This is a genomic window from Paenibacillus xylanilyticus, assembly GCF_013359935.1.
GTDB classification, from domain to species: domain Bacteria; phylum Bacillota; class Bacilli; order Paenibacillales; family Paenibacillaceae; genus Paenibacillus; species Paenibacillus xylanilyticus.
In genome coordinates this window covers 34,409-52,319 of sequence record NZ_JABMCB010000169.1, presented here as the reverse complement: position 1 = coordinate 52,319, position 17,911 = coordinate 34,409, and the positions used below count along the sequence as shown (strand labels likewise).

The window sequence follows — 17,911 nt, the reverse complement described above, 5'->3', positions numbered from 1 at the left end:
TGCGCTAGTTTTTAACAGACTTAATGTTTTAGTTTATTAATTCTGATTCGAGAATGGTTTTGGATTCTATTGAGACGGTTTACATAACACGGCTGCCATGTTTTTAAATGAATTTATGATGGCTATAATATAGTAAACGTTTAAAGATGAAGTAGTGGTTAAGGCTAAGGATAAGGAGTTGCTTTTTTGATGATATAAGAGGAGAGAAATTAATTATGAAGTTCTTAGTTTGATGAAAGGAGATTGATCAAAGAATGATAAAACATTTATTTAGTTTAGCTCTTCAACCCTCGTTCAATTCGCATAAAAGCGATAAAACGTTTGGCTTCCTCATCGGTTAAAGTGTTTCCATCGATTGTTAAGTTAAAGTTCTTCAGCAAGTCCTTGTCAGATAGCTCAAGCTGATCCAAAAAAACCTCTACTTTCGGATCCATCATAACATTGGGCTGCCTAGTACGTCCGACGAGATAATCGATCGATACGTTAAACATGTCAGCAAGCATGTTGAGAATTTCAAAATCGGGTTTTCGGCGGCTCTTTTCGTAGTGGGAGAGAGCAGCTCTTGAAATCCCTATAGAATGTGCTAATTCTTGCTGGGTCCAGCTTCGTTGCTCCCGCAATTCTGCGATGCGGTTACCTTGATTCATAAATTAATCTCCTCCGATCACCTGGAAAATCCAATTAATTAGAAACGAACATCGCAAGCTTGCGACAAGGGGTTAACATTTATACCAATAGTAGGGGGTTCCCGATTATTAAATGACATAAGTCAATCTAATGCGTTTATGGTTTTATCAAGACGGGAACGAAACGTCTATGTTTCGGTCAACTCGTCCTGAAAATTCCTATGTTACTTGTCTAAAGCCTCGGAAGGTACAAACTTTTAGTTATAGACAAGATTTTAACATTGTATCCCTTTATCGCAAAGGAAGACACCAGCAATCACACACAGTACTGCAGAAAAAACGGCCTCCATATAAAATTGCGACCTAATAGCGATGGCGACAGTACTTTTTGATATTAAGATAATAATTGATAGTTTTCTAAATGGGAATAGTGGTATTTTACTATATTTACCCAAGATTTCAAGGTTCTTTATTTAGAAATTGATCAAACTGTGCTGACCTAGGGAAGGGATCTAATCAGAAAAATAAGCGTCAGAAGCTGTGCAAATTTTTTGAAGACAAGCACATCTCCCAGCGCCCTAAAGAGGTTCACTCACGACTCACGAGAAACGTTTGGGCACAAGGAGATGGATACGGTGGTCAAAGTCGTGGAAAAGTAGGAGGTGTGGCTACATTCATGAACAGATAACACAGCAATTCGTATGACAGATCAGCCTTAGCTATGGAGATCGCTTTTGTGTTAGTTACTTCATAATACTCATTTAAAGTCTTTGGATAGGCATTCAATTATTTCCGTGGTCTGTGATTAATCAGATACAGTGAACAGCGAGTTTGTCATCTTTGAATCCCACTTTGCCAAGACTTGGCTTCACGTCCGTCAATCGATATTTTTAGGATGTAGAAGTTCTTTATTAGAATTACTTAACCAGCTTGAAATAAGATCTTGTACGTACTCTAGATCTTCAGGATCAATATCGTAATACCAAGTAGTTCCTCTCATTTTTCCGTTTCCTTGAAGCATGTAATTTTCAAATGTAGGAGGGGAGTCCTTTAAATAGACGTTCTCTGCTAAGTTCAAAATAAATTCAGAATCCATATTAGTAGTAAAGTTAGAACCAGCCAGATCTATTAATTCAGGTATTTTAGAAATGTTTTTAAACTCCAAAACTTTATCCATCAAAGAACTGATAAAAATACGTTGACGCTCGGTACGTTTGTAATCAGAATCTCCACGATAACGGACATAGCTTAACGCATCTGGACCATAATAAATTGGCTTATTAGCCTCTACTCTTAAGCCTTCATTGTTTAGAAATTCTTCTGTTATGGGAAGTTTAACTCCGCCTATTGCGTCAACAATATCCTTCAGCCCGTTAAAATTAACTACAGCATAGTAATTCACTTTGTTTTTCAGAAGATTCTCAACGGTATCTATACTCATTTTCGCCCCGCCATAAGCATATGCAGAGTTTATCTTTGATGTTACATCTCTTCCTATTATATTAGTATAAGAATCTCTAGGGATAGAGAGTAGTAGTATTTTACCATCTTTAGGTCGTATTACAGAATAAATAATTGAATCGGATCGACTAGGTTCCTCTTTACGTTGGTCGATACCAAGCAGTAGTAAAGAAAAAGGTTCACTCACTCCTAGTATAGGGATCTTGTTTTCAATCCCCACTGGTTTATAAGATTTATCCAGTGTAGTTTTGACTTCTTTTTTTAACACTGCATTGAAACCAAATACAGATAGCTCCTTTCTATACCAAAAGCCAGTACTGGCCAGAAGAATAAGGGCTATCAGAGAAATTATCACCCACTTTTTGTTGAATTTTCTACGTTTATTATTTTGCTTTTTTGATACCATGAATTATTCCACTCCTTCTAAATAATCAATACGAATGGAAAGCGGGTTCTAAGAGGAAAAAACAGTTCTTCTAAAGATTCCTCAGAGGTTCTCCAACCTAAGCGTTTCGTGGTCTGATGAAATGAAGGGTTCTTTCTTTATCTGCATCGGTAATGCGAGCTAAATCCGCCCCATAGGGAAAGAGCTCTCTCAGCAAGCCATTGGCGTTCTCATTTAGGGCTAAGCTGCAAGGGAGAGTTACGGATCAGCATAGTAGACTTGAACGTCATAGGAAGGTTCCAGGCTCAATAATAGGCAAACTCCTTGCTCGGTAAGCTGTGGTGGTTATAGAAGATGCCGACAGGGTACCGTGAGGCTACATCATAGGCTATCTTCATGGATTGCGCCGTGCGATGGCATCTGAATCATAGATACAGACGTATCTTGCACTCGACAAAGGTAGGTATACACGACGGTATCCATACCCAGTGCCAAACATTTCATGGAAACAGAAAATTTTTGGAGCTTTTGAAATGGCGTACCTACCCGGAAACGCGCCACGGGTTTCTGACGAGTGACTTGTGCCCTAAGTATAGTAAGCGTGCTTTACGCAGCAAACTTTTATACAGATGACAATAAATGGCTTTGAAACATACTATACGTTGTCTTTCTTGACACAACTGTTCTGCGATAATGAACCATGAATCGCGAGATTCTGAGTTACATTTAATGAAAGTTAAGTTCTTGTTGAGTTGAGGCAAACGAATTGAACACTGATCCACTGCAACCAGTCTATTGAGCTGAATCGTTTAAGTTTTGGGAACTAAAGGATATTGATTAAACAATTCCTGTTTATGTACGTGTGCGTTTTTGAGGCCGTTTCTCAAAACGTTATGCATAAAAACGCGATATAAAGCGCACAAATTGGGTTGATGTTAGCCAAGATGTAAATCAGAAAAAAATATGAATGTAAATTTGTTTGATAAGATATCGAAGTGGCCATGAGAAAAAATGAGAGGAATGAAGCAACGCCTTTCGATTACTACATTGATCTCGATTTGGTCCATATTTTTACTTTCGTCAATCATTTAATGCGTAATCAGCCTTTTTAGGTTTTGGGGAAGCACAACATGGAAAGCGATTACAAACAGAGTGTGGATAAGACACCTAATTATTTCTATGAAGGAGCATACTGCACTATTGCTTCCCTTTTTCATAAGGCGGTTTGTTTTCAGTCTCAGAGGCTACAGCTGTCAGGATCCGGAGTGGGTAAGCAATTGGTCCAGCAAAAACGACAAATTCCTGTTGAATATATTATCGCACATAAACGAGGCACAGAAAAGAAAAGAATCAGAAGCTTTGTTTCCTACTAGTTGTGGTGGAAAACCTAACAATGATCGTAAGTTCGATACAAATAGATACTTAGCTAAGTCGTAGGAGGAGGTGTTCGGTTTCCAGACAGCTTTAAATGAAGACATCATTGGAATTATGCAGAGCTATATGTGTGAATTAGTTTGATAATCTGCCTTTGTAATAAACATTTATATTTAGTACATCTCCAAAAAACTCCTAGAAGACAAGGATAGTATTTTTGATGTTTCATTCTTAATTAATTTTTGTGCTGAGCGATCATTCCTCCCACCCACATATTCTAAAGGAAATCGCCTCGATTTCATGAGGCGATTTTTTCTATGCATTACCTGAAACCTTAGTTATATCCACACTTTTATGATTAGCTTCATACACATACTTTCAGTGTAACAAAACATAAATATTAAAAATTGTAATGGAGAGAATGAAGCATTCGTCTGTAGGTATTACGTTTGATCGTTATTAGCAATTCGTTCCTAGGTGGAGTAGGGATGGGTATTATGACGGGGATACGGCCGAAGTACGATTTATCTTTAAATGGTGGGAGGCGACTCTCGAATCTCTAATTTAGGAAAGAGATTGATAATAGTCAGAGTGTCTGATCCAGCATGCGGTACAGGCAACTTTCTAGTTATCGCCAGTAGTAATCATAAAAGTAACAGCTAGATTTACATACTGAATTTCCCACTACTAAAGTAACGCATTACAAAAATCCTAAACATCTTAGGAATAGAGTAAAAAGTACTAGATGGTTATAATGTGATATGGTAGAATATACCGATGTGAGTTAGCTGAAATGTACTAGTATTTCTTGTTTATCTCATAATTGCTCAACGTTTAACAACTCTTTATAGGTCAATCATTATATAAAATTCGGAGGGTATCATGGGAAAAAGGAAAATGCTACGCGGGGCAGCTGCTGGGGTATTAAGTATAAGTATGGCATTGGCTTCTATGGATGCTGTTTCTGCACAAACTGCTAGTGATGTACAAGGACATTGGGCAGAACAGCAAATTCAGAATTGGATTTCCAGCGGAAATCTGAAAGGTTATCAGGACGGTACAGTAAGACCAAATAACGCAATTACACGTGCTGAGTTTATTGTGATGATTAATCGTACGTTTGGATTTACAGATACGACAGGGACTAACTTTAAAGATCTTTCACCAATGAGCTGGGCGTATAGTGATATCTCCAAGGCGGTTAAAGCCGGCTATGTAAAAGGATACTCGGATCAAACGATTCATCCGGGATCTAATGTTAGCCGTCAGGAAGCTGCAACTATGATTTCTACTATTCTTGGATTGGATATAAGCAATATCGACAGTGTTAAACAATTTTCGGATGCAAGCAAAATTCCTGCATGGAGCCAAGGCAGCATTGCTGCAATTGTTGAAAAGAGCATCATGAAAGGCTATCCAGACGGTACATTTGGAGCGCAGAAGCAGCTTACTCGTGCTGAAGCTGTAGTACTTATTGATTCTGCTATCGGCAACAAAACTCTAGCCGCCGAGACGCTAACAATTGATCAGCCTGGGACGTATGGTAACGATCAAGAGACAACAGTTGTCAACGGTGACGTAATCATCAATGTACCTGGTGTAACTCTTAATAACTATGAAATTAAAGGGAACCTGCTGCTGGGAGCTGGAATCGGCAGCGGCGATGTCATCATTAAAAAAGTTAAGGTTCATGGTACTACGAATGTTGAGGGCGGTGGAGAAAACTCTATTCACTTTGTGGATTCCGTGCTGGTAAACGTTGTGGTAAATAAAAAAGAAGGTACAGTGCGCTTAGTAGCAGAAGGTACAACTCATGCTGAAAAAGTTGTAGTTCAGTCCTCTGCTAAGTTGGAAGAAAGCGATTTAAATGGAGAAGGTTTTACCGACGTGGAGTTGGCTAAAGAACTACCAGCCAATACAACTGTGCAGCTTAATGGTAAATTTGACGATGTTAATTTCTTCAGCGTATTGGTAACAGTCCAATTGCAACGTGGCTCAATTCAGGATGTAACTGTAGACGCAGGAGCTTCCAACAATACAATTCAACTAAGCAGTGGTACTCGTGTTGCCAATCTTGTATTAAATGCCATTTCCCATATTCTTGGTGCAACACAACTAACAAACGTAGTAGTTAACGAAGGGGCTCAAAAATCTACTTTTGATACAAAACCTAGCCAAGTGCAAGGAATCCAACAAAATAACATTATTGTGAATACTCCATCTACTGTAATTTCTCCAGGTAGTAGCGGGAATTCTTCTGGTGGATCTGGTGGATCTGGTGGTGGGTCTACAGGTGTCGAGGGACAAGAACATAGACCCATTGAAGTCGCTATTTTAGCGGCTTTTTTATTTTATCGGTACAAGTTCGTGTCCCGAGCAAAAGACAAGAACTTGTACCGATTGCCGGAATGGACAAGAACATAGTCCGATTACCGATTAGATACACGTCTAAATAAAAAGAGAAATAATTAAAGTCTCAATAGTCAGTATAGTGCAGGACAGTTTTTTCATTTCTAATGGATCAAATGAATTGATTAGAGATAAATCACGGGCAGATAGGGTAAAGAAAGCGAAATATTGTTATCGGAACTAGCTTTTAGGACAAGAACTTGTACCGATTGCCGAAATGGACAAGAACATGATCTGATTACCGGTTAGATGGATATCTAAATAATCAGCGTATGCACTTAATACTTCATTAAGCTACATTAAACATGAAAATGTTCACGTTGTTTTGGGACAAAAGGCAAGATGTGAGAAGTAAATATGGGCGGCTTGGCATTAAAAACCGAAATCTTGGTTACTGGAATTTGCTTTTGGGGACAAGAACTTGTGCCAATTACCGGAATGGACAAGAACATAGTCCGATTGCCGATTAGGTATATATCTAAACATTTAACACACGCAGTTACAACTTCATTAAATACCTTAATACATAACAATTTTTATATTGTTAAAGGAAAACTGACACGATGAGAGGTTAAACACGGTCGGCTTGGCATTAAAAAAGAGAATTATCAGAATGAACTGGCAGTTGAGGACAAGAACTTGTACCGATTGCCGGAGTGGACAAGAACATAGTTCGATTACCGATTAGACATATTTCTAATAAAGTTTTCGCTCATCAATTCATTAGGCTAACAGGTAGATTAGTTAAACAAATGCAGAGAAAAGGAGGTGGTTCATAAAAATACAAACGACGGTTGCCTTTGAGCTATACTGTGGATCATAGCAAAGACGGCTGCCTACTGCAGAGGAAGAAAAATGACTCTTAGCATGCACAACGTTACAAGACCAAACAAGATGGTCTGATTATAGATCATTTCAAAGAAGATCCTTCAGTCAAGCTATTTGGACTATGGTGATGAAGTTGATTTCATTATTTCAGGCAAGATGCGTATGCAAGTAGAGTATTACTGAGGGGTTTCCCTTCTCAGTGATTATGTTTTTTTGTACATATTAAAAATCGACCATAATGCTTGTTTTTAGGCTTTTAATTAAAAATGCGTATACGGGGATTATCAAGGGTTATCATAAGTATTACAACTCTATTTCGTTGGTTTAAATGCTATATTGACCTAAGGTTTTAGGTCAATTATTATGTTCAGGAACGCGTTCAAGTTGTTTTACATGTTGTTGTTGAGGAGTAGGTGTAATGGAATTTATATGGTATTTGGCTTTAATAATTCTCAGTACAAAAATAGCAGGACATGTATCAGTGAAATTGGGGCAACCTTCTGTGCTCGGAAAACTGGTGGTCGGCATTATTTTAGGACCTGCAATTCTCGGGTGGATTGATAATAATGAATTCATTCATTACGTCTCGGAGATAGGTGTCTTATTACTTATGTTTATTGCTGGATTAGAAACAGATATAGACCAATTAAAGAAAAACTGGAGATCAGCAGTTGCCGTTGCTCTTGGTGGAATTATCTTACCTTTTGTAGGTGGATTTGGAGTAGCAGATCTATTTGGACTATCCACGAACTATGCACTTTTTATGGGGGTTTTATTCAGCGCAACATCTGTAAGCATTTCAGTACAAGTATTGAAGGATATGGATCGCTTAAGTTCAAGGGAAGGCACAACTATCCTTGGAGCTGCCGTAGTAGATGATATTTTAGTCGTTATCCTTTTGGCATTTATGATGAGTTTCTTGGGTACAGGTCAGGATGTATCTTTAGGACTCCTAGTAGGAAAGAAAGTGTTATTTTTTCATAGGCGTATTTGTTGCAGGGGTATTTATAGTTCCTCGCGTTATGAAGTGGCTCTCCACTCTTAAGGTAACAGAACCCATAATATCTATCGCACTCTTCATTTGCTTTGGATTTGCGTACTTTGCTGATTTGATGGGGATGGCCGGTATACTTCACTTCAGTTATTATAATGGTTATACTTACAACTTTAATAGCGCCACCAATGTTAAAGATGTTATTTAAGCCACGTAAGGAAACTGCTTCAAAAGAAGGCGGACTATAAGAGTAAACGGGGGCTGATTATCATATCTAAACTCTACTTGTTTTCTTACAAGCCTAAAAATGAAGGATGGACCGAGGAGTGTATTAACTTTCATCTTGAACATCTGTTTGAGGTCAAACATCTTCATGACAGAGTGTATTTAATTAAAACAGCTGATGATATTGATTTGTTAGATAAGTATTTTCTTGAGTGTCTACGTACACACGATAGTTATTTTTTGCTACAAATTAGTGAAATGCCTGTCACACATCGTCAGAATGGTCTTATATCTGAAGATGTAACTAGATGGCTTCAACTCTAAATAATTTTATCGGACTTTCATTAGATAGTTCGTTATAGACAGGTTAGTTTAATTTTATGGCCCCATGTTCTTGTCCTGGTTGAGGACATGAATGTGGGGCCATTACAAATTACATTGCGAATCTAATATTCTAATCTAAAAAATTAATTCGGATACAATCAACTCTAAAACAATCGTCTCTCTTTCAATGGAAAATCCCATGGAAGCCTCTTTATTCCTTATTACCTGCCGGTTATGCAAAATGGCCTGGTGAATGTCGACCCAAACGGCAGACATGCCATTATTCATCTCATAATCTTCGAGTTTGGCTTCTCCAAGCTGTTCATGAATGTTGCAAACATAGTAATAAGATAACATATGGATCAGATCATATTCGGGTTTGTAATGGGGACGATACTCTTCAATGTAGCCGAACTCGTTTGTCACCTCAACCTGGATAGCTCCGGTTTCTTCAGCAATTTCTCTTCTTAGCCCACTTAGTAGGTCCTCATCCGCTTCCACACCACCTCCGGGAAAACTGTAGTCGTTATATCTACGGGTATAGAGTAGAAGAATCTCAGAACCACGCATAATAATGCCACGTGCTGCTTTTCGTTCAAAAATCCGTCCATTTAGGGCGGGTGTATCGGGATGAATTAACTTTTGAATCATTCTCATTGTTTAGTCGTCCTTTACTTGAGTAGGATGTGAAACGCTATGAATGGAAGAGAAAATGACAGGAGTACGTTGTAATTGTGAGTAAAAGAAGTTCTGGAGTACTTCTGAGATCTTATGTTCCCAGATTTCACAGCGGGCTTCTTTTTTCTGCTCTAGTCCATATAGTGCGGATTTCAAATGTGATTCTGCTGTTTTCATTAGTTCATTAGCATCTCGTACATAGACAAACCCTCGGCTAATGAGGTCAGGCCCTGCTATCATTTGGCATGTCTCATTGTTTAAGACAAGTGCGACAATAAGTACGCCATCCTTAGCCAATCTATTGCGTTCATCAATGAGTTCAGGCTCATGACTTTCAACTTTACCACGTATCACAAATGACGATCCCGAAGGGAGATTTCTTCCTTTTCGAGCATGATATTTAGTAATGAGGAGAGGCTCTCCAATATTCAATACATATATTCTGTTGGAGGGTATTCCAACTTGCTCAGCTAGTTTTTGATGACTTACCAGCATTCGATATTCTCCATGGATCGGTATGAAATATTTCGGGCGCATGGTCCGTATCATCAGTTTTAAATCCTCACGTGATCCATGCCCGGAAGTATGAATGTCATACTCCGCTCCGTAGAGGACAGCGGCTCCAGAACGCATCAGCATATCTATGCTTCGATTGACTTGAATGATGTTACCAGGAATCGGAGAAGAAGAAAAGACAACTGTATCTCCTGGAAATATTTGAACGTGACGGTGGGAGCCGGCTGCAATACGGGTTAAAGCTGCATTAGGCTCTCCTTGACTACCCGTGCATAAAATGATGACTTGATGATGTGGAGTGGTGTGGATTTCCTTCATATCCATTAGCATACCTTGTGGTATATGAAGGTGTCCAAGTTCTTGACCAATGGAGAATATTTTTTCCATGCTGCGGCCCAGTATTAAAATTCTCCGATTACACTCCGAAGCAGCATGAATAACTTGTTGTAACCTGTGGACATTGGACGCAAAAGTCGCAAACAAAACTCGACCTTCACATTGCTGGATTAATTCCAAAACAGATTTACCCACTGTATGTTCTGAAAGAGACTGACCTTCGCGTTCACTGTTGGTACTATCAGACAGCAAAGCAAGCACACCTTTTTCACCTAATTGCATCATTTTATGAAGGTCCGCTGTCTTTCCTTCAGGTGTCATATCAAATTTGAAGTCACCTGTGTGCACAATAGAACCATAGGGTGTATCTACAACGATACCAAAAGCATCGGGTATGCTGTGTATTGTTCGGAAAAAATGAACAGAAAGATGCTGAAATGACACGCGTTCGTGATCCTGAATGATATGAAAATCCACTGAATTCGTTAACTTGTGCTCTTCCAACTTGGCTTTGACCAAGTCGATCGTTAGTGCACCGCCATAGATTGGAAAGGAAAGATGTTTGAGCAAGTAGGGGACAGCACCAATATGATCTTCATGTCCATGGGTAAGGAAAAGAGCTTTGATCTGTTGAGGCTTGTCCAGCAAATAACGTATATCAGGAATAATGTAATCTACACCATTCATATGGGCATCTGGGAATTTCAAACCTGCGTCAATCAAAATGATTTCATTTTTGTATTCGATCCCATACATGTTCTTTCCAATTTCCCCGAGACCTCCAAGCGCAAAAATACGTACAGCAGGAGGAAGATAGCGTGATGTTTTTTGTGGTTTTTGAGTCTTTAATTTGGAGTGTTCCAAGATATTCTCTCCTCCAGTCAACGTTTAAATGATCTAATTCCTTTTAGAAAAAGAAGCGAGACCTCTGCAATTGCAGAGGCCCCATGCTTCATATCCATCATCTATTTCACAATCATAACTGGACAATGAGCCCTCTTAACGACTTTATGACTCACACTTCCAAGTACGAATTCCTGTAAGGAGTTCAGTCCCCGACTTCCGATAATAAGCAGATCAACGCTGTTCTTATTCGCGTAATCAACAATCGTAGGACCAGGATCTCCATTTACGAAGGTAACTCGATAGTTCACATGTTTCTCTGTAAGTTCTTGCTGAACAGGCATAAGTTTCTGTTTACGTTTCAGTTCAATTTCCTCATGATTCTGAGAATGGAGAACTTCCTCTTTGACCTTGGACAGGTCTACAACAAACAGAATCTCAACTTCGACATCTGGAATCAATGATGCAATATAAGCGGCTTCTTTCGCTGCCCGAATGGCATTGTTAGAACCATCTGCAGCAAGTAGAATATGTTGATACATGTTCATCTCTCCTACCTTAATGTGATTTTAATTGTGCATTTGGATCTTGATACACCGCTAACTTATTTACGAGTTTTTCACTTGACGTATTCAGTCCTTTAATCTTAACTCGGTTATGATTCTCCCGATATCTAATGACTACTTTATCGACAGCCCCTACACCTGAGTCATCCCAAATATGTGCATTTGAAAAATCAATGACAATTTCCGAATCCGCAATCTCGAAGTCAAAAGATTCAATAAACCCTTCCACGGATGCAAAGAATAATTGACCCGTCACATCAAATCTTACGTTTTTCTCCGTGGAGAGATGCCTCACTTTAACCTTTGAGATTTTGGAAGCGAAGAATATCGCACTAAGAATGACGCCGACAATGACACCCAATGCAAGATTATCGGTCGCTACAACAACAATAACGGTGACTAGCATCACAAGTGCATCACTTTTAGGTGCTTTACGGAGATAAGAGAAGGAAGACCAGTCAAACGTTCCGACGGCTACCATGATCATGATCCCGGCGAGTACAGGCATAGGGATCTGAACAACGATACCGCCAAGTACAAGGATAAGGAACATGAGGAATACGCCTGCAACGAGTGTAGATAACCTTCCTCGCCCACCAGACTTGACGTTGATCACAGACTGTCCAATCATGGCGCAACCTGCCATCCCGCCGAAGAAACCGGTAATGACATTGGCAATTCCTTGTCCGCGAGCTTCTTTGTTTTTGTTACTGTTCGTTCCCGTCATATCATCCACGATGGAAGCCGTTAATAGAGATTCAACCAATCCGACAATAGCCAGAGAAATGGAATAAGGGAATATAATTTGCAATGTTTCGATATTAAAAGGAATATCGGGAATAAAGAATGAGGGAAGAGATTGTGTGATAATGCCTAACTCTCCAACTGTTCCTAAATTCAGGTTCCCCCAAATGGCAGCTGCGGTTAGAACCACAATGGCAATAAGAGGTGCTGGAATGGCTTTGAAGAATCGGGGTAAAACATATACAATAAGTAAGGTAACTCCAACGAAGATGTAGGTCAGCGTAGATATGCCTACAAAATGGGGAACTTGTGCCATGAATATCAGAATAGCGAGAGCATTCACAAAGCCGATCATGACAGCCCTCGGGATGAATTTCATGAGTTTCCCGATTTTGAATACGCCAAAAAGCAATTGGATAACCCCAGTAAGAATGGTGGCAGCCAGTAAATACTGAACGCCATGTTCCTTGACCAAAGGAACCATAAGTAAGGCCATGGCTCCAGTAGCAGCCGAAATCATCCCTGGTCGGCCACCAATAAATGAGATGATGACAGCAATACAAAACGATGCATACAGACCCACCATGGGATCTACACCAGCAATAATAGAAAATGCAATGGCTTCGGGGATGAGTGCCAATGCCACTACAATCCCGGCTAATATGTCCCCTCGAATATTAGAGAACCAATCTTTCTTAATCCGTTCAATCACGTGTACTTCCACTCCTTATCTTTTTTTATGACTCTTACTCGACTAAAAGTCATATCCGGTTGAAGTATATTGATCTTATCACAGGGAGTCCCAAAAAGGAACCATTTTGGTTCTTATTTTGTGTTATAATTTTATAATGTCAGTTGCAGTTAGGAGTTTTAACATGATTATTGGCTATATGAGACCTTCACAGGATGATCCGAGATGTCAAAATCAACACGAAATTTTAAAACGGAAATCCTGTGATCGAATATTGAAGGAAGAACATTCATCTGCAAAGCAAAGAACGCAGCTAAATGCCATGATGAACGAGCTCCAGGTAGGAGATGTCGTCGTTGTTACTCGATTGTTCTCCTTAGCTGACTCTACAAAACATCTTGTCGATCTGCTGAAGGAATTTCAAAAGCGAGAGGCCCATCTGTATTCTCTGAATGAAAATTTGAATACACAGGACAGTTCTGGTCGTATTTTTCTGGAGCATGTGAAGGCTTTACTTGACTTCCAAGGAGATTTAAGCAGTGAAAGCACGAAAAAAGGAATGGATGAAGCGAAGGAAAAGGGGACGAAGTTAGGTCGTCCTCGTAAATTGGATGGGAACGTAATGAAGGCGATACAAATGTATGAAAGTAAAGAGTACAGTCTTGCTGAAATTCGTGAAGAAACAGGTATTAGCAAAACAACGCTGTATCGATACCTCGATAAGTAATTAAATTAAGAAATAGCCTGATTTTTCTCCACGACGATGAAGAGAAATCAGGTTTTGTAAATTGCATTAGAATACGATCAACTAACTTTCAGAAGACATGGCAATGGCTTTTGTTCCATGCACTGTCCCATAAGGATGCTCAGGCGGTGCATAGATCACGTACACTTTAAGAGGTATACTGCCTGTGTTGGTGATATTGTGCCATTTTCCAGCAGGCACCATAACGGCATAGTCCTCACAGGCCATCGTTTGAAAATTCAATTTGTCTTTCTCGTCTCCCATTTGCACAAGTCCCTGACCTTCTTCAATCCGTATGAATTGATCGGTTGTCGGGTGGACTTCCAGACCGATATCTTCGCCAACACGGATACTCATCAGAGTCACTTGAAAGTGCTTTCCTGTCCATAGAGCCGTACGATAATTTTGATTATACTTTGTAGCTTGATCAATATTGATTACAAGTGGTTGTTGTCCATAATCTCTTAATTCTATATTTCCACCAGGGTGACTAAGGTTCACATTTCCATGGCAATACGGAGGGGTGAGGACCTGTCCGTTGTTATTCCGGATGTTAGGCACTGGATTATGCCATTGATTTCGATTTGATAATTTAGGGTACATAGTCATTCTCCTTCTTTGGTGAAATATCTACTCACACCCTATGCAGCCGCCTATAGAAAGGTATACAACATTTGCAATAATGGGCATAAGCCTACATGTTTACATTGGTTTTATGACGTGGAGCGTTTACGTAAGTAAACGTTATAATTTTTTTACCGAGCGTTTTAATGAACACTTCCAGGGTAGCTTTTTAGATGAGATAACTAGTCATCGAAGAAATATACTTGCAATTTGCAAATAAACAATTATACTAAACGAGTACATACCTTGTAAGAATGAATCACTCTAATTATATTTGAAGGAGATGTGTTATGGAGCCAATCTGGGATGTCATTGTTATTGGTGGAGGTCAGGCAGGACTTGCTTCCGGTTATCATTTAAAAAAGAAAAGGCTGTCTTTTTTGATTTTGGAGGCAGGAGGAGCAGCGGTAGGGGCGTGGCCACAGTATTACGATAATTTGAAGTTATTCTCACCGGCCAAGTACTCGTCTCTGCCGGGGCTTTCGATAGATTCTCCAGGGGATCGATACCCACAACGTGATGAAGTTATTCAATACTTGAAGGACTATGCTTCTCATTTTGGATTGCCTTTGGTTTATAACAGCCATGTAGATCAAGTATCCAAAGAATCCGGGGTTTTTACAGTAACAACTTCAAGTGGAGAGAAATACGTGGCTCGCAATCTGATTTTGGCAACTGGATCGTTTAGTAGACCCTATACCCCTTCGATTCCAAACCATGAACAATTTGAGGGAGAAATCTTACATTCCGCGACGTATCGAACACCGGCCCCTTTTCATAATCAATCGGTCATTGTTGTAGGGAGAGGAAATTCCGCGGTTCAGATTGCGATGGAACTATCCGAAGTAGCTGAAACAACACTTGCTGTGAGAGAACCAGTAGCACTAATCCCGCAGCGTCTCTTGGGCCAGGATATTCACTTCTGGTTTAAGCTAACGGGGATCGATTCGTTTTGGAAATTTGGGAAGTCATTTGCAAACGGGTCATCCGTTCTGGATTTGGATGGATATAAGCAGCGGCTTAAAGCGGGGAACCCGAAACAAAAGAAAATGTTCACCGCATTTTATGACAGAGGTGTGATCTGGTCTGATGGAACACAAGAAGAGGTCCAAACCGTCATTTTCGCGACAGGATATCGTTCCAACGTTTCTTATATTGATGCATTAGGTGGACTGGATGGTCAAGGCGAACCCGAGCAAAAGAACGGGATTAGCAAGACAATCCCCGGACTTTATTTTGTAGGCTTGTCTGGACAGCGCTCCTTTGCATCAGCAACTCTTCGGGGTGTGGGGCCAGATGCTGAGTATGTCGTTAAGCATATCCAAAACAATTTAGAAAAGCAGAATAATTTAAAATAGTTGCAATATACAAATAATATGATTATAATAGACACCAAGAGGTGATCATGTTGCCGGATAACCAAAACCCAAGAGAGTTATTACAGATCATGGTACGTCGCTTCGGCTTGCTGGATAAAAATTGTTGCACGGTTGGAGAGCAGGAAATATCTTTAATCCAAAGTCATATCCTATATGAAATTGACCATCAACATGAGCCATCTATGCAACAAATTGCCGAAACGCTAGCCATGGATATTACAACCTTTAGTCGTCAAATACAGACGTTGATTAAGAAAAACCTGGTCTTAAAAACACCTCATCCTGAAGATCGGAGAGTATACATTCTGAGATTGACGGTAGAGGGGAAGTTTGTAGCGACAGCTATAGATCATCGGATGAATACACATCTGGAAGAGGTTTTTTCTTTCATGACCGATACAGAAAAAGCAATCGTTATGCAATCTGTTAAACTGCTTAATGAGAGTATGTTAAAATCGAAAATGTGCTGTACGTCAGTGGGGTAATGAGCATTATTACCCCGTTACATTTCTCTAATACTTGTAGGTTGCAAATATATTTAACTAACTACTGGAGGTCATTTGAAATGAAAAACATTGAATTTAAACCAGTCGAGTCCTGTTGTGAACCTACGCTCATGGAAAAGCAGATCTCTCTTCAAGATCCTGTACACCAAGGAGAGCTATCTCATTTACCTGTAGCCATCATTGGTGCTGGGCCTATTGGTCTGGCAGCAGCGGCACATCTGATTGAAGCTGGCCAATCCTTTATCATTTTTGAGGCGGGGAGTAAAGTAGGTGAGAATATCTCCAAGTGGGGCCATGTTCGTCTATTTTCGCCATGGCAGTATAACCTAGATAAAGCAGCAGAAAGGTTGTTGACGAAGAATGGGTGGATTGCCCCATCTCCAGACGAATTACCGACGGGACATGAGCTGCGTGATCAGTATTTACGACCACTCGCTGAGTTACCCGAGATAAACTCCGATCTTCATTTGAATACACGTGTTGTTGGGACCAGTCGCAAAAATACAGATAAAATGAAAACACCCGGTAGAGAACAACAACCTTTTGTCATCTATGTAGAAGAAAAAGGAAAGGCCAAACAATATGAGGCGAGAGCTATCATTGACGCTTCGGGAACCTGGGGAAAAGCAAATCCGGTGCTTTCAAGCGGAGTACTGACTTCGCAGGAGCAATCTCTTCATAAACAGATATTCTATGGTATACCGGATGTACTTGAAGCCGATCAAGTGCGCTACACGGGTAAACATATTGCTGTCGTAGGTGGCGGCCATTCAGCCTTAAATACCTTACTTGATTTAGCTAAACTGCAAGAAACGAATGCTCATACAAAACTGACCTGGATTATGCGAAGAGATCAAGTAGAGGAAGCTTATGGTGGAAAAGCGAATGATCAACTGGAAGCTAGGGGGGAATTAGGCAGTCGCATGCATGAATTGGTGGATTCCGGAAAGGTTAGTGTGGTCACTCCGTTCCACATTCAGGAGTTGAAGCAAGATGGGGAGAGAATCACTATTCGTGGAGAGCAGCTTGGGGAAAGCCGCGAACTGCAGCACATGGATGAAATCATTGTGAATGCAGGAAGCCGACCTGACTTTTCCTTCCTTGGCGAACTACGTTTGAGCATTGACCAGGCAACAGAAAGTGTGGAAACGTTGGCTCCGCTGATCGATCCGAACGTTCATAGTTGCGGTACCGTTCGACCTCATGGGGAAAAGGAATTGCGTCATACAGAACCAGGCCTGTATATTGTGGGTATGAAAAGTTATGGCCGTGCACCGACCTTCCTGATGGCCACAGGTTACGAACAAGTTCGATCTGTAGTTGCTTTTCTGGCGGGTGATCTGGAGGCTGCTGCAAAAGTAGAACTCGATCTGCCTGAAACAGGGGTATGCAGTGTCAGTCGTCCACAAGCAAAGCAAGTTCAAGCCACCGGTGATTGCAATTCCTCTTGTTCTAATGAAGGATGATATAAGTTGAAATTTCAAAAAAGGTACGTTAACAACCTAATTGTTAACGTACCTTTTTATATTCTTCTTGAATTTTCCTGCTTCCGTCAATTATTATGGCTCGGTCTACTTCTTCAAACGGTAATTATGTTGATATGGTTATCTTTTAGCCACTCAATCAGGATTGCTGAAAACCAGCCTTTTGTAAAATT

Annotated in this window: 13 protein-coding genes and 1 pseudogene; 7 read left to right on the top strand and 7 right to left on the bottom strand. The window is 40.1% G+C overall.

Going from position 1 to position 17,911, the window contains the following annotated elements:
• Positions 1-275: 275 nt before the first annotated feature.
• Both HP552_RS08530 and HP552_RS08525 read right to left on the bottom strand, forming a co-directional pair.
• A complete protein-coding gene (locus HP552_RS08530) occupies positions 276-647 on the bottom strand; it encodes a helix-turn-helix domain-containing protein (protein WP_175395111.1) in 372 nt (123 codons plus the stop codon).
• Positions 648-1,503: 856 nt separating this feature from the next.
• Positions 1,504-2,493 carry an LCP family protein gene (locus HP552_RS08525; RefSeq protein WP_175395110.1) on the bottom strand — a complete coding sequence of 330 codons (990 nt, stop codon included), beginning with the start codon at positions 2,491-2,493 and terminating at the stop codon, positions 1,504-1,506.
• Positions 2,494-4,380: 1,887 nt separating this feature from the next.
• Here HP552_RS08525 and HP552_RS35765 point away from each other — a divergent pair.
• The 3 genes and pseudogenes from HP552_RS35765 to HP552_RS08515 form a co-directional block, all read left to right on the top strand.
• A complete protein-coding gene (locus HP552_RS35765; protein WP_376768947.1) occupies positions 4,381-4,509 on the top strand; it encodes a DNA methyltransferase in 129 nt (42 codons plus the stop codon).
• A 219-nt stretch (positions 4,510-4,728) separates the two neighbouring features.
• Positions 4,729-6,270 carry an S-layer homology domain-containing protein gene (locus tag HP552_RS08520; protein WP_175395109.1) on the top strand — a complete coding sequence of 514 codons (1,542 nt, stop codon included), beginning with the start codon at positions 4,729-4,731 and terminating at the stop codon, positions 6,268-6,270.
• A gap of 1,231 nt (positions 6,271-7,501) precedes the next feature.
• Positions 7,502-8,216: pseudogene (locus HP552_RS08515) on the top strand (cation:proton antiporter domain-containing protein); the annotation flags it as partial.
• A gap of 545 nt (positions 8,217-8,761) precedes the next feature.
• On the opposite strand, the gene HP552_RS08510 reads toward HP552_RS08515, so the two are convergent.
• The 4 genes from HP552_RS08510 to HP552_RS08495 form a co-directional block, all read right to left on the bottom strand.
• Complete coding sequence (locus HP552_RS08510; protein ID WP_175395108.1) at positions 8,762-9,283, bottom strand: NUDIX domain-containing protein; 522 nt, start codon at positions 9,281-9,283, stop codon at positions 8,762-8,764.
• Positions 9,284-9,286: 3 nt separating this feature from the next.
• Positions 9,287-11,020, bottom strand: a complete 1,734-nt coding sequence (locus HP552_RS08505) for a ribonuclease J (RefSeq protein ID WP_281366023.1) — start codon at positions 11,018-11,020, stop codon at positions 9,287-9,289.
• Positions 11,021-11,121: 101 nt separating this feature from the next.
• Entirely contained in the window at positions 11,122-11,541 is a 420-nt protein-coding gene (locus tag HP552_RS08500) for a universal stress protein (protein ID WP_175395107.1), read from the bottom strand.
• A 16-nt stretch (positions 11,542-11,557) separates the two neighbouring features.
• Positions 11,558-13,021 carry a SulP family inorganic anion transporter gene (locus tag HP552_RS08495; protein ID WP_175395106.1) on the bottom strand — a complete coding sequence of 488 codons (1,464 nt, stop codon included), beginning with the start codon at positions 13,019-13,021 and terminating at the stop codon, positions 11,558-11,560.
• Positions 13,022-13,157: 136 nt separating this feature from the next.
• Here HP552_RS08495 and HP552_RS08490 point away from each other — a divergent pair, with 136 nt between their 5' ends.
• Positions 13,158-13,727 (top strand): recombinase family protein, encoded by a 570-nt coding sequence (locus tag HP552_RS08490; protein ID WP_312884253.1) that lies wholly within the window; start codon positions 13,158-13,160, stop codon positions 13,725-13,727.
• An 81-nt stretch (positions 13,728-13,808) separates the two neighbouring features.
• On the opposite strand, the gene HP552_RS08485 is transcribed toward HP552_RS08490, so the two are convergent.
• Positions 13,809-14,348 carry a cupin domain-containing protein gene (locus tag HP552_RS08485; RefSeq protein WP_175395104.1) on the bottom strand — a complete coding sequence of 180 codons (540 nt, stop codon included), beginning with the start codon at positions 14,346-14,348 and terminating at the stop codon, positions 13,809-13,811.
• A 311-nt stretch (positions 14,349-14,659) separates the two neighbouring features.
• Here HP552_RS08485 and HP552_RS08480 point away from each other — a divergent pair, with 311 nt between their 5' ends.
• From HP552_RS08480 to HP552_RS08470, 3 genes are all read left to right on the top strand, one after another.
• The gene (locus tag HP552_RS08480; RefSeq protein WP_175395103.1) at positions 14,660-15,727 is read left to right on the top strand and encodes a flavin-containing monooxygenase; all 1,068 of its coding nucleotides are present in this window, start codon (positions 14,660-14,662) and stop codon (positions 15,725-15,727) included.
• Positions 15,728-15,774: 47 nt separating this feature from the next.
• Positions 15,775-16,233 carry a MarR family winged helix-turn-helix transcriptional regulator gene (locus HP552_RS08475; RefSeq protein WP_175395102.1) on the top strand — a complete coding sequence of 153 codons (459 nt, stop codon included), beginning with the start codon at positions 15,775-15,777 and terminating at the stop codon, positions 16,231-16,233.
• A gap of 80 nt (positions 16,234-16,313) precedes the next feature.
• The gene (locus tag HP552_RS08470; protein WP_175395101.1) at positions 16,314-17,720 is read left to right on the top strand and encodes an NAD(P)-binding domain-containing protein; all 1,407 of its coding nucleotides are present in this window, start codon (positions 16,314-16,316) and stop codon (positions 17,718-17,720) included.
• Positions 17,721-17,911: the final 191 nt, after the last annotated feature.

Coding starts and splice junctions, on each gene's coding strand:
- HP552_RS08530 (WP_175395111.1), bottom strand. CDS start 647: ATGAATCAAGGTAACCGCATCGCAGAATTGCGGGAGCAACGAAGCTGG.
- HP552_RS08525 (WP_175395110.1), bottom strand. CDS start 2,493: ATGGTATCAAAAAAGCAAAATAATAAACGTAGAAAATTCAACAAAAAG.
- HP552_RS35765 (WP_376768947.1), top strand. CDS start 4,381: ATGGTGGGAGGCGACTCTCGAATCTCTAATTTAGGAAAGAGATTGATA.
- HP552_RS08520 (WP_175395109.1), top strand. CDS start 4,729: ATGGGAAAAAGGAAAATGCTACGCGGGGCAGCTGCTGGGGTATTAAGT.
- HP552_RS08510 (WP_175395108.1), bottom strand. CDS start 9,283: ATGAGAATGATTCAAAAGTTAATTCATCCCGATACACCCGCCCTAAAT.
- HP552_RS08500 (WP_175395107.1), bottom strand. CDS start 11,541: ATGTATCAACATATTCTACTTGCTGCAGATGGTTCTAACAATGCCATT.
- HP552_RS08490 (WP_312884253.1), top strand. CDS start 13,158: ATGTCAGTTGCAGTTAGGAGTTTTAACATGATTATTGGCTATATGAGA.
- HP552_RS08485 (WP_175395104.1), bottom strand. CDS start 14,348: ATGTACCCTAAATTATCAAATCGAAATCAATGGCATAATCCAGTGCCT.
- HP552_RS08480 (WP_175395103.1), top strand. CDS start 14,660: ATGGAGCCAATCTGGGATGTCATTGTTATTGGTGGAGGTCAGGCAGGA.
- HP552_RS08475 (WP_175395102.1), top strand. CDS start 15,775: ATGTTGCCGGATAACCAAAACCCAAGAGAGTTATTACAGATCATGGTA.
- HP552_RS08470 (WP_175395101.1), top strand. CDS start 16,314: ATGAAAAACATTGAATTTAAACCAGTCGAGTCCTGTTGTGAACCTACG.